The sequence below is a fragment of the Paenibacillus endoradicis genome, assembly GCF_024721975.1.
The window spans coordinates 557940-571242 of sequence record NZ_JANQBB010000003.1 but is presented as its reverse complement, the minus strand read 5'-3'; the positions used below and the strand labels follow the sequence as shown (position 1 = coordinate 571242).

General features: G+C 37.6%; 13 protein-coding genes. 4 read left to right on the top strand and 9 right to left on the bottom strand.

What is annotated here, in order from left to right:
- Positions 1–22 precede the first annotated feature (22 nt).
- Together NV377_RS12855 and NV377_RS12850 are read left to right on the top strand one after the other, a co-directional pair.
- Positions 23–949 (top strand): YqhG family protein, encoded by a 927-nt coding sequence (locus tag NV377_RS12855; protein ID WP_258199327.1) that lies wholly within the window; start codon positions 23–25, stop codon positions 947–949.
- A 121-nt stretch (positions 950–1070) separates the two neighbouring features.
- Positions 1071–1925 (top strand): hypothetical protein, encoded by an 855-nt coding sequence (locus NV377_RS12850; RefSeq protein WP_258199326.1) that lies wholly within the window; start codon positions 1071–1073, stop codon positions 1923–1925.
- 5 nt (positions 1926–1930) lie between these two features.
- Here the strand turns inward: NV377_RS12850 and NV377_RS12845 are convergent, their stop codons facing one another.
- Positions 1931–2122 (bottom strand): YqzE family protein, encoded by a 192-nt coding sequence (locus NV377_RS12845; RefSeq protein WP_258199325.1) that lies wholly within the window; start codon positions 2120–2122, stop codon positions 1931–1933.
- A 143-nt stretch (positions 2123–2265) separates the two neighbouring features.
- Here NV377_RS12845 and NV377_RS12840 point away from each other — a divergent pair, with 143 nt between their 5' ends.
- The gene (locus NV377_RS12840; protein WP_258199324.1) at positions 2266–3045 is read left to right on the top strand and encodes an N-acetylmuramoyl-L-alanine amidase family protein; all 780 of its coding nucleotides are present in this window, start codon (positions 2266–2268) and stop codon (positions 3043–3045) included.
- Here the strand turns inward: NV377_RS12840 and NV377_RS12835 are convergent.
- The 5 genes from NV377_RS12835 to NV377_RS12815 all read right to left on the bottom strand — a co-directional run bounded on the left by NV377_RS12835 (position 3022) and on the right by NV377_RS12815 (position 6157).
- Positions 3022–3825 (bottom strand): divergent polysaccharide deacetylase family protein, encoded by an 804-nt coding sequence (locus NV377_RS12835; RefSeq protein WP_373425796.1) that lies wholly within the window; start codon positions 3823–3825, stop codon positions 3022–3024. The two genes, NV377_RS12840 and NV377_RS12835, sit on opposite strands and share 24 nt — an antisense overlap.
- A gap of 176 nt (positions 3826–4001) precedes the next feature.
- Positions 4002–4472 (bottom strand): TFIIB-type zinc ribbon-containing protein, encoded by a 471-nt coding sequence (locus NV377_RS25790; protein ID WP_308860044.1) that lies wholly within the window; start codon positions 4470–4472, stop codon positions 4002–4004.
- Positions 4473–4770: 298 nt separating this feature from the next.
- Positions 4771–4986 carry a hypothetical protein gene (locus NV377_RS12825; RefSeq protein ID WP_258199322.1) on the bottom strand — a complete coding sequence of 72 codons (216 nt, stop codon included), beginning with the start codon at positions 4984–4986 and terminating at the stop codon, positions 4771–4773.
- 195 nt (positions 4987–5181) lie between these two features.
- Entirely contained in the window at positions 5182–5508 is a 327-nt protein-coding gene (locus NV377_RS12820; RefSeq protein WP_258199321.1) for a hypothetical protein, read from the bottom strand.
- A gap of 76 nt (positions 5509–5584) precedes the next feature.
- A complete protein-coding gene (locus NV377_RS12815; protein WP_258199320.1) occupies positions 5585–6157 on the bottom strand; it encodes a xanthine phosphoribosyltransferase in 573 nt (190 codons plus the stop codon).
- A 300-nt stretch (positions 6158–6457) separates the two neighbouring features.
- Here NV377_RS12815 and NV377_RS12810 point away from each other — a divergent pair, with 300 nt between their 5' ends.
- Positions 6458–7495, top strand: a complete 1038-nt coding sequence (locus tag NV377_RS12810; RefSeq protein WP_258199319.1) for a YkvI family membrane protein — start codon at positions 6458–6460, stop codon at positions 7493–7495.
- Between the two features lie 40 nt (positions 7496–7535).
- Here the strand turns inward: NV377_RS12810 and NV377_RS12805 are convergent, their stop codons facing one another.
- Genes NV377_RS12805 through NV377_RS12795 form a run of 3 tightly spaced genes read right to left on the bottom strand, consistent with a single transcriptional unit; the run spans position 7536 to position 13207 of the window.
- Positions 7536–10760: an AAA family ATPase gene (locus NV377_RS12805; RefSeq protein ID WP_258199318.1), complete on the bottom strand. Its 3225-nt coding sequence runs from the start codon at positions 10758–10760 to the stop codon at positions 7536–7538.
- Positions 10757–12061, bottom strand: coding sequence for a metallophosphoesterase family protein (locus NV377_RS12800; RefSeq protein ID WP_258199317.1), 1305 nt, complete (start codon positions 12059–12061; stop codon positions 10757–10759). Before NV377_RS12800 ends, NV377_RS12805 begins: the two co-directional genes overlap by 4 nt.
- Positions 12062–12079: 18 nt before the next feature.
- A complete protein-coding gene (locus NV377_RS12795) occupies positions 12080–13207 on the bottom strand; it encodes a glycosyltransferase family 4 protein (RefSeq protein WP_258199316.1) in 1128 nt (375 codons plus the stop codon).
- Positions 13208–13303 lie beyond the last annotated feature (96 nt).

The window sequence follows — 13303 nt, the reverse complement described above, 5'->3', positions numbered from 1 at the left end:
GAAAAGTTTTAGGAGGGTCACTATGAACAGCAAAGAGATTCATCGATTTGTACAGCGATACTTAGAAGCAACGCAATGCTCTATTCTCGAGAAATCGCCATATCATTTCAAAGTTAAGTTATCTCCAGCAGCAGATCGTGAACTAACAAATAGATATTATTACTGGAGTTTTATCGATCGGGTCAACGAAACTCCAGAGACGATGAGCTTTCTGTTTGTAACCGACGATGATAAATATAATGAATTAATCGAGTCTACTCCGGTTGTAGATCCCGTTGCAAAAACATTTGAGGAATCAAGCTTTGAAAGAGCGTACGGACTTGTCCCGAAACCAATTGCGCGTGTACCAAGGGAACATCTGCATTATGGTTCTGGTCGTCTCGAGCAACTCTTTCAATCGACCCAAGACAATGGTAGCTATGTTTGCCTATTCCAAGAGCCTAACGCGAAAGCACTACATCCTTATGCCTCCAGACCATATACAGTATGGCTTGGTGTTAATTATTGTGTGGAATTCAGTTCCGACCGCAAGCGAGAAGAAATTCATAGTCTAGGTATTTCACTCGTAACAGGTCACTGCGTAGAATCATTTCAAGGGCGGCTAGAGCAAATTAAGCTCTCTCCTCGTATCCCGCCAAATATTCATATCGCTAAAAACGGTATTGCCTATGCAAAAGCATTATCGATTGCAGAACAAACGATTGAGCGCAAATTAAAAAATTACGACTATCGTTGGGCAGAAGACGCTCAGACAAGACTTATCGAAGAACTTGCAAGATTGGCAAGTTATTACGAGCCTATGCTCGAACATGCTGAAGATGATGAGCGTCGTGAGCATGTTCGAAGCTTAATTCAAAAACGCGAAGAAGAAATTCGTTGGCAATACGAACCAAGAATAACTGTATCCGTCATAAACTGCGGATTATTTCATTTGGATGGCATTGATTAGTGGCTATATGACGTCTTATTCATCTTATCGGCAAAAATAGAACTCAGGACAATGCATATGGATGACAATATATAACAGTCTTCTTGAAGCTTGTCCACTATACTTCTAATGAGGTGATATCATGCATAACAAATCAATATCTAAACTGATCATTAGAGTAATGGTCGCTTTCCTGCTTTGCAGTAATTTATCTATAATGGCTTCGGGAACTATTCATGCTAAAGTTCATTCACTATCAGTTAAAGACCAAGGAGAGTTATGGGTTGATGAACTAGCCAATCAACCAGATTTTGAAAGTTGGAAAGAGGCGGAGCTTACAGTATCTCCACTCGGTCCGGGGACACATAGTTGGTTAATGTTAATTCAACACAGTAAACTAGGTACAATCGGATATATGGTTATACATAGTGATGGTAAAGGTGGTTATGTACTAGGGGAATATGGATTAGGCTCAGATGACTCTCTACAATACTTATCTACTAATAGATATAAATTACGTTATTACGATCCATTACATATGGTCGTATCGCAACAAGTGAACAATACTAATCAGTATTTCGAACCATTTACTTCGGAGCAATATGACCTAGGTTCAAAACATTTAATTGCAGCAAAAGTTTCTACACAAAAGCAAATAAGGCATGGAATAGCGTTCTCTCATGCCTTATTAACTGGATATGAATATCAATCATACTTTGCTCCTTATGACGTTATGCCTTGGCTAACTACAACTGCCTTGAATTCGGAATTCGAAGATGATACATCTATCGAAAACTTGATCGAATTCGGAAGTCAATTACGATATACAAGTTCTATCTGGAGCGATCAAGTCGAAGCTATCTACTCCGTAACAGGTTACCACGAATGGGAATTATTCGATCTATATATCGAACTACAACAAGACGATGAAAATATGAGACGATTCATTCCATTCGACTACTTACTGCAACAAGGAAATTTTTATAAACCACAATAATGCAATTATTGATCTTTTTTCTTAATCCACATTAACAGAGATGCTCCACCAACTCCAAACCATTTCGGTAGCCATTGCTCTTTTGTAGCTTTGGCTTCTTTTTTTGCTTGTTTACGATCTGCAACTGGCGTTTCGATATATTCCACAAGCTGTTCTGTTATATACTGTACATATTCTTGGCCTGTTATCTTACCCATTATCCATCGCCTCCTAATCATTTTGTAGCTTCATACATTAAGTATTGCCCCTTCATGTCCAGACCATTCATGAATGAAACTAATCAATGCAAGCCATCCTAAAGCAATATTGACTTGATTGGTTAAAGAGAGGCTGGGATAGGATGAAAAACCATTGTTTATTACTTAGCATTGCAATTTGTCTACTCATAGTAATAATTAGTTGCTCCCCAAATACAATTCAAGCTTCGAGCGTTATCTGGTCAACAGATACTAATGAGGATGCCGCTTCGTTGCATTACGTAGATGCTGAATTATCAAGATTAACAAATATAGATGGGGCTTATACAGAAATTATGTTCCCAACGACTGCTGTAATCATTGATGCTGGCCACGGAGGTATTGATGGTGGTGCATCATATCAAAACATTTTGGAAAAAGACATTAATTTGGCTGTTGCCAAAAAGTTATATGCCATATTACAAAGTAATGGTATTCCCACGATATTAAATCGTACAGGTGATTATGCATTAAGTGAAGATAATGATTGGCATAAAACATCATCACGTCATCTTAAAGATTTATCACAACGGATGGGTTTAACACGAGAGATTGAACATGTCATCTTCATTAGCTTACATGTCAATGCCGCTCCTAATGCAAGAGCAAACGGCCCACTTGTTTTACATCAGCACACAGGAGAAAGTTCATTGTTAGCAAACAATATTCAAGCGCCTATGAATGAATTATTTGGAACATCTAAACATGTGGTGCCAGTAAAAACATTCTATTTACTTAAATATATAAAGTCTCCTGCCGTTCTTGTGGAGTTAGGCTTTATTAGTAATGCTGCTGATCGCGAACGTCTTGTCACGAGTAATGAACAGACAAAAATTGCTTCTGCAATTGCAAGTGGAGTGCTACATTACCTCTGGATCAATTAAGTTAAAAAGTATTAATTCACTTACACGTACGAGCTGGCCACGTTGTGCAAATTGTGGAATAGAACGTAAAATTTCACTCGATGTATATTTACCTGGTGCACCAACATGTCCTATCATGACCGTATTTTCTTGACGTTCCATTAGAGCGTACGCTTTCTGCATTTGTTTGTGAACATGCTCTGCACTATATACATCATCTAGAAATAACTGATTTTCCGCATAAGGCACGCCTAACTCAGTCGCTACCTTTGCAACAACGGATTGGTATGTCGTTTTACTATCTAAATAGTACAAATTACGTTCTTTGCACACTTGCAAGACGATTCGCATAATACGTTCGTTGGAAGTAATCTTAGAACCCATATGATTATTCATACCGACAGCATGAGGTATATTATCAATAGCTTGTTCTACCTTTTGCCTTACTTCTTCATCCGTAAGATCTGCTGTTAGAGCTCCAGGTCCTAACCATTTTTTCAAACCTTTGTTTGGTTCCATTGGCATATGAACGATAACTTCATGACCTGCTTGATATGCTGCTTCAGCATCCTTTGTCGACGAAGGAAGAAACGGCATTACAGCTACCGTTATAGGAATATCTAATTTTAAAATCGCTTCTGTTCCGTCCATATCGTTGCCTAGATCATCAATGACAATTGCCATCAGATGAGTCCCGGATTTTATATTCTCACTGTATACTTTCTCTTGTCCTTCCATATAGAACGTGATCGCGATCATTAATGCAATAATACCTATCGATAGTTTTTTACCTGACTTCATCATATAATCACCTTTCATTTCCGTAAAATATGTCATTATATTGTCCTATTTCCAATAGCTTATGTATGAATACAAAAAGAAGCAGGATCAGAGAGTATATTACTTTCTCTGATCCTGCTTCATAATCATTATCCAATTCCATTGGAATCTATTTTGTAATACTAAATTTCGTTTGTTTAGTCGAACAAATCTTCAAATACACTAAATACAGTTTTTTTCTTTTTCTTATATGGACGACCATATTTATCATATCCATACTTACTATCGCCATGTTTATGACTATCTTTATTATAAGGCTGCTCATAATTTGACTGTTGATAGTTCGGTTGTTGATGATTGGCTTGCTGATAGTTTTGTTGTACATTTCCAAAAGTTTGTTGACTGTAAGGTTGTTGCGTGAAAGGTTGTTGATTAGCCTTCTGTTCATTCGGATTGTAGGATTGATCCATTGAAGTTCTAAGATGTTGAGTAGCTACTTGAGATTGTAATTGTTCAAATTCTTCTTGAGTCTCATTAATGCTTTGCATTAACTTCTCTAATTCACCACGGTCAAGCCAAACGCCTTTACAGCTAGGACAAATATCAATTAAAACTCCACTTTTTTCAACTTCTCGCAACGTTACTTGATCGCATACTGGACACTTCATACAATCACTCCTAGAACTTTTTGTTAGCTTCCGAAATACTTCTCATAAACAAAAAGAATCTTCGCAAGCTTAAAATATAAGACATGTTCAAAAAGCGGGCTTTCAGATCCAAGAAGATGAAGTAATACATGGAGAAGGAGGACATTCCAATGTACGTAGTTGGTACATGAGTCCAGGACTTCCCAAGTTCAATTCATATTCGATGCTGATTAAACTCCCTGCAGCACTTCGTTAGCAAAGACTGTTTATTGAACTTCCTCATTAGACTTTTTATATGAAGACAAGCTTATGACTATAACTAGTTAACGATTGATGGTCTTTCTTCTGTTGCAGCAATGTATACATATTCTCTGCTTAACTTAACAACTCGTCTACTTTTCTTACGAATCATTACACAACTATCATCCCAGGCAACAACGATACCTTGTACATCATTACTTTCAAGATTATCACGAACTACTCGAACCGTTTCACCTGAAACACGGTAATCATTCAATTGATCTTCAGATATCATTTCAAACCTCCTAAAACTTTTTATAGCTTCTTGATGTGCTTCTTAGTAATAAAAAGTTACTTCGAAAGCATAAATAAAAACTTCGTTACTTCTTTATTTACGTTCCACTCCACAATAAGTTACATTATTAGTTTGCATTTACAAAAAAGTCTCAATGAACGCCTCATAGCGTATCATTAAGACTTTTTGATCTATTTATTCGTTAATTGCATGATCTTTGGAATCAATCGTTTCGTACCATTCATCTAATACACGAGAAGACATGACCTGTTTCTCAATATAATCAACTTGCTTATCAGTAAACTGTTCTTTCCATTCACTTGATAATTCGTTGCATAACTTCACTATTGTAAGTAATTCAGACCATGCAACGTATCGTTTATACCAAAAAAATTGAGGGTGCTCAAGCATATAAGGATATAAATCATCAAATTCTGTATGCTTACAATCTAGTGCACGTTCGAAAGAAACTTTTGCACTAGCAATCTTTTCAGTTAAGAATTGTTCCGTAATATGTTCCATTGCTTACGCCTCCCCTTGGTCTTATTTCTATTATATAAGATGAACAAACTTAATCACAACTAAATTTGATGGAAAATTAATCTTTAAAGATAACTTCTCCAGAATTTAGTGAAGCAATTTTCACAAGTGATTCAACACGTACACCTTGCTCACGGAAATAATCTGCTCCAGCTTGGAAAGATTTTTCTACAACAATGCCCATTCCTATAAGCTCGGCACCTGATTGTTCAATAATTTTCACTATACCACGAGCTCCGTCGCCATTTGCAATAATATCATCTATGAACAATATTCTATCAGTCTCACTTAAAAACTGCTTGGAAATAACAAGATCGGAAACCATTCCTTTAGTGAATGAAGGTACTCTTTCAAGATATGAATTAGGATCATTTATAACCGTTTGTTTGCGTCTAGCAAATACCAATGGAACATTCAATTGTAATGCCGTCGCAAAAGCAGCCGGAATACCTGAAGATTCAATAGTCAATACTTTCGTAATACCCTCATTAGCGAATCGTGAAGCAAGTTCCTTACCCATATCCATAATTAGCGAAGGATCCACTTGCTGATTAATAATAGAATCTAATCTCAAAATATCATTTGATACAATAGCAGATTCCTCTAAAATTCTTTGTTTTAATTGTTCCATATAAATCCCTCCGCATTCAAATGAAAGTTCAAAATCGTTGGCTGTCAGTCCATGATTTTAAATTCCCACCAGTTTCTCTTTTACGTAAAATAACACAGGTTCGCTCTTCTAGCAAGCAAAGTCGTCACATCTACAAATATTTGGTTGTTTACTACAAGGTAAATCTCATAAGCTTTACACAAAAATCCAATGCTTGTCATGCTTGTCTATTTCACTTCATACAATAATAGTACATGTTCAAAAAGCGGCTTTTTGAACTACTTTTTATAGTAAATGTTGAAGTGAGAGTGAGGGAATCTTATGAACAGGCAAGATTGGATCAAATCGCTACAGATCGCTGCAATTTACATGGGCACGATAGTTGGAGCTGGATTTGCGACTGGCCAAGAAATATTACAATTTTTCACAAAGTACGGCCAATGGGGAACTATTGCAATTATAGCCTCTACCTTTTTATTTATATGGCTTGGCAATAAAGTCATGTTATTAGCCCAACAAATTAAAGCAAAATCGTATGAGGATTTGAACATTGCTTTATTTGGCCAACGGTTTGGTTCTTGGATCAGCATATTTATGCTTGTCGTCCTTCTCGGTGTATCAGCAGTTATGTTAGCAGGCGCCGGGACTGTATTTTATGAAAATTGGGATTTGCCATATCAGTTAGGTTTAATCTCAACTTGTATCGTCTGCTTTTTCTTACTACGCAAAGGATTAACTGCCATTATCGCTGTGAATTCAATCGTCGTTCCCATTATGCTTATATTCACATTTATTATTTTCTTCGATACGTTAGAAACACCTTATACAAGCAACTTTCTCCGCGCGCATACCGATTTCCCACTATGGACGATAGTTAGTACACCGTTCCTATACACTGCCTTCAATCTGTCACTTGCACAAGCTGTACTTGTTCCCATTGGTGCACAAACATCAAAGCCAAGCATTATTAAGTGGGGCTCCATCATTGGTGGCATAGGGATCGGCTTCATGCTTATGGTTGGACATATCGCGTTATCAGCACATATGCCCGGTATCACACAATTCGCTATCCCAATGGGTGGCATTGCGAGAAGTCTTAGTCAAGTCGTATACGTCATCTATATTTGTATAATATTTGCTGAAGTATTTACTACTTTACTCGCTGACGTATATGGATTAGCACTACAGATTCATGAAAGATCGAAACTGTCCATTAATTTAATCGTTATGTTTGTCCTAATTCTATGCTATTTGTTAAGTCAAATCGGTTTTGGCGTACTACTTTCAACACTATACCCGTTATTCGGTTTTATTAGCCTAGGATGGTTTCTACTCATCGCTATTAAAAAACTTAGCTGACCAAATTTCCACTAAATACAATGTCCAAATAGTTACAATGTTATCTATCCAACTGAATGGATACAGTATCTCCCGCTACCGCTTGTAATTGATCTCTCGTGTGTGGATGACAAGTAAAGTATAATAACTGACGTTCATTAGAAACTTCGCTTAACAGTTCCATGGCTGCCTGTAGACGTACCATATCAAAGTTCACGCACGGGTCATCTAACACTAATGGTAAATTAATATGATTCACCGCGGCCTCATGGATCGCGAGACGAATACATAGATATAATAGTTCAGACGTTCCTCGACTTAGCAATTCACTTTCCACTAGTGCTCCATTACTAGCACGTAATTGTAATGTCCCAAGCTCTGCATTACCAATAATTTGCGTATACGAACCATTCGTTAGTTTTACAAAATATTGTGAGGCTTTGAGAAGTACAGCAGGTTGACGTTCCTGTTCGTACTTCTCTTTTGTATTTTTAATAAGCAATTTACTTAAAGAGAGCTTCATATATTGAGTAACGTATACTTCAATCTGCGAGATAACTGCTTCCTTTTTCAATTGGAGCTGTTGATGTTCATCTGAACTGACTAACCGTTCTCTCTGCTGCAATAATCTACCCCTTTGTTCTATGATCTGTTGTTGCTCAGTGCGCAAATCATCCAAACATTGCTGCTCGATTATTGTTTTTTCCCGAATCCCATCCCCATCAAACTGTGTGAACATATGATCCAATGCTTCAACTTCCTCCACAGTAAGACCTGCTTTTCGTTGCAGTGCTAGCCGCTCGTATTGAACTTGCCATAATTCATATGACTTCATATGCTCGACAATTGCTAGCAAGTCGCCAATCGTCGTTGCTTGGTACTGCTCATAATATTGCGTCAACTGATTGTGTAATTGTTGTAGTTCTTGTTGTTTAACACGTTGTTGTTCGTGCAATTGCTGTAATTGCAATTGCAACGATGCTCGCTCTGCTAGGTTTTCCTTTTGAATCTGAATCTGGCTACGCATATTAGACAATTGAAGTTGTTGTGATCCTTCGGGCAACTGTTGAAGCCAGACTGCTTGAGTTAATCCGTATACATCATCCACATATTGATCAATTTGTTGTTCATACTGAACAATCATCATTTGTTGCTTGTCATAGTTATAATAATGGTGTTGAATATTCCGATACAGCTTCAGTATCTCACTAAAATGATCACACTCACATTGCGAAGGTAATTGTAGCTTCTGGGAAAAATGAGACCACTGTTCGTTAACTTGTTCAAGCTGAACTTGTAATTGTTGAAGTTGATTATCAATGCTATGTTGAGCTAATTCCAATTGTTGAGCTTGTTGTTCCACAACTAAAACCTGTTGATCTAGTTGTTCCCGCTTTTGTAATAATAATTGTAAATTGCCGATTTTCTCTTTCAACTCTCTGCGATGATCGTAATAATTACTTTCATTAATCGGTTGACTAAGCTCCACAATAAGCGATAACGCCCGATATAAACCTTTCATTCCTTCAGCTTGATCGTCATTCCGCTCGTTATTTCCGTATTGTTTGCTATTTCGACTGCCAGACCATTCCATCCCCGTTATTAGTACGGCAATTAAAGTCATCACAATAAGTATAGGCGATAACCAGATATTCCATGGTTCTAGCAAAACTTTACTTGATACTAATAGAGTAAAGATCACCAAAATAATAGAAAAAGCAGATAGCATAATGACACGTAAAGAGACAAATTCGTTTTTCTGAGATCTATTAACTCGACTATATCCATTACTTCTGCTGGTACGGACTGTATTACTCTGTGGCGATTCAATCCGCTCTGTAGCATGTACATTCATTCTTTCATAGTCATATTGACGGTAAGCCTCATCAAGTATAATTGTTGCCTCATGTAGTTCATCTCTTGTCTGTGGCAATAAACGATGGCTTTGCCTGAAAGTTTTCAGCTCTTGCTCTATTTGATCTATTTGATTTTGAGTTACTAGCAGTTGTTGATCGAGTGTCAGTAGTTCATTATCATATTTAGTCTGATCTTGTTCTAGCAGCTGTTGCTCTACTTGCAAATGTTTCATGGACGATAGTAATCGTTCATATTCTGTTACTTGCTCAGCAGACGGATTAAGTTGTCTCAACTGTTCTTTTGTCCAATAATTGGGTAACTGCTGTTGCAGCTCTACAATTACTTGCTGGAGTTGTTGTAGTTCATCTTGCCGAATGGCTAATTGCGATTGTTGTTCCATAATGACGCTACCCAATTGGAGATAATGGTCCACCGTTGCTGCTCGCGTTATGATATCTTCGTTAACGTTAATAGCAGTTATTTTTAGTTCCAATTGCTCTTCTGCTACTTGCATTTGTCTAATCTCGCCTGAGATCAGCTGTTCACTAGCTACAATTTGGTCTACATGCTGTGAAAAGCCATTAGGAATCCCTCGAACATATTGTAACTGTTCAAGTTGCCAGCTTACTTCTTGTTGCTCTAACCACCACTCTCGCTGGGACATTGCACGATTCATCATCTGTACAATGTTTTGCTGCCTTGTAAGTTGTACCTGTAAATCTGCATAGCGATAATCACATTGCTCAAGTTCTAATTGAACAGTGTTATATTGTTCAAGCTCCATCTCCACTTGCTTATATTGCTGTTGCAGTTGTTCGTATTGCTTAAGCTCTTGAATAAGCAGTTGATTCTGTCCTCTTGGTTTGAAAAGTTTGTCCTGCTCAGCTACGAGTTGTTTCTCTAACTCAGCAATCTGCTTACCACTTTCCCAACTCGCATGATATAAATATTGACTTAATTCATTTTCAGTCATAACACTTGTTGCTTGTAATTCATTCAACGTAATCGCACTTAACTGTTGAAATAATCGAGCATTAATACCAGATAGAAAATTACGTTCAAGATTAGCTTGCTCTACAATAGTGGCAGTAGCCATAGGGATGTATCGCTCGTTATTATTATCTTTCTCTGCTCGCGCAAGCTGCGCTTTACCTTGATGCTGTTCTCGATATCGCGTTAGTTGGTAGATTTCATCTTTATCTGTAATAAAAACGATGCTGCCTCCATGACTTCCCCCGTACACGGGCTCGAGAAAGCGATTGACTTGATTCTTTCGAGAAAAACCAAATAACATCGTGTGGATAAATTGAAACAAAGTACTTTTCCCTGCTTCATTATGACCATAGACAACAACAAGGGGCGCATCTAGTTGCAATGTTACATCTTGCATCTTACCAAACCCATTAATGTACAATTCTAAAAACTTCATATACTCACTCCTTGATCTTGATGGAGAAGGAGCCATTCTAATACTTTTTGCTTTGCCTCTGCTAGCTGAGCATGTTGTGAGGTCTCATCTAGTATTGATTCAGTTTGCCGTAGATATCGATTCAAGCTTTGATGCACGTATAACCCTTGCTGTGCTTCAGTAAATAACTGTTTCAGTTGCTCTGGCTGTCGTAATAATTGTTCATAATACGTTAAAAAATCTCCAATAAAACTTTGTTCCTGACGAAGTAACGCTTCATCATATTGTACTTGAGTATGTAATTGCAATTCATATATATATAACCATTCACTGCTCGAATCATCTTCGTACAAGCCTTGAATATGTGTAAGCATCTGCGCTACATTACCTGTTTGTTGTAACAATTCATGGATATACCCGCTACCTGTTAGCTCAACCGAAAGTAGTACACTACAATGGATTTGCTCTGCTAATAGTGTTGACGTGTGATGATTAATAGCGACAAGAAATTGTGCTTCATTCTCAATGGATGAAACATCTATAGATATCTGAAGCCATCTAATGGGTGCTAATGATAGAAATTGTAGTGTTGTCTCATGCTGTTCATTGACAGTGACGAGATAACAACCTTTATCGCCACTCTCTTTGCGATGCCTTCCTTGAGTATTACCTGGATAGACAACATAAGGAGATTGATGTAACACTTGACGCTTATGGATATGACCCAGTGCCCAATAATTATATTGATGCACTAATAGATCAGATAATTGACAAGGCGCATATGGATCATGCTCACTAACATTGCCCACATTACCATGGTATAGTCCAATATGATAACCTTGCTCTGGCTCACGCTTATATTGCTTTGCTAAATTATCCATCACATGTCTAGTAGGATAAGATATACCGTGTACATAGGCGAGAATGGATCCATTATCATTCGTGACTATCTTCGTTGATACAACGGAACTAGAAAATACATGTACATTATCAGGATAAGGGAATGGTATAGTCTGTCCTGCAAGATGATCATGATTTCCATGAATAATATAGATACTAATCTGATACTTTCTTAGTCGTTCATATTGCTGTAATAGAAACAATTGTGCTTTCAATGAACGATCACTTTCATCGAACAAATCGCCACTTACGACGATAAATTGCACCTGCTGCGTGATTGCAGTATCAATAAGCCGTTTAAATGCAAGGAAGGTCGCCTCAAGAAGCGACTCCCTCACATATGTTGGAACAGTTGTTAGTCCCTTAAACGGACTGTCAATATGCAAATCAGCGGCATGAATAAAGCGAAATGGAATTGCCATTTCAGCACCACCTAATCCTTAGTACTGAGAAACTTCATGATATACTTTGTTCAATTGTGCAATAACACGTTGCAAAGAATAATCTCGCTTTGCTTTTTCAGATGCTTCTCTAGCAAGCTGATATCTATAATCTGGATCAATAATAACTGTTTCCAACGCATCTGCTAGAGCAGCATGGTCCTCCACAGGTACTAGTAATCCGTTAATTCCATTCTCAATTTGCTCTGATATACCACCTACATCCGTCCCTATTAGTGCAAGTTGACAAAGCGCTGCTTCAGCAAATACTGAGCCAAAAGCTTCCGCTCGAGATGGCAGTACAAATATATCAAAGAAAGGCATAAATTCTTCTGGATGAAGCATGTAACCGTAGAAGATAATATCATCATATAACCCAAGATCTTGCGCCATCGTTTCTAATTCTTCACGGATTGGACCATCTCCAATTAGATGCAAGACGAAAGGATGTCCTCTTTCTTTTAACTTCGCACACGCTTCTAGCAACACATCAAGCCCTTTGGCTGGTACAAGACGACAAACTGATATTAATTGTGCGACTTCATTCTCATGGGCAATCGGACGGAATCGCTTCTCATCAAAGCCATTCGGGATAACTTTAATGCCACTTGCGTTTTCAACGTAATCGTTGAGATACGTTTGGAATGCATGTGATACTGTTAATATTCGATCTGCGCGATCTTCTAATTCCCGATAAATATTCGTTAAAAATTGATGCTCAATACCGTTTACTTGTATTTTATTGTTCAAAATTAGCTCTCGTTCATAGCTAGAATGTAGTGTCAATATAAGCTTCGTGTCTGGAAATATCTCTTTCATCGCTAGAGCCGCAATCGGATGATGAGCGTGAATAAGATCATACGACTTTTTGATCCGTAATTTAACCCACCATAAATAATCACGATAAGTCTGAATATATTTATCTACGAGTTTATTTCCAAGAAAAGGTGTCACATCAAAAGTCTTAAATACGACTTCATCCGTTCCTTTATTTCTAATTCTTTTCGGTAAAGAAAATAATTCCATCTCATATTCCATCTGATTGAATCGCTCTCGAATATAAGGCACCATTGAGGATACTCCACCCGGTTGCTCCGGCGGGAAAAACAATGCTTGTAAAATTTGCATAGGTACCAACTCCTTAAACTTTTCATTTCGACCAATTTAATCATCCTTCAGATGAAAAGTATCATCGGAGGCATAGGCTAAAAATAATTCATACAT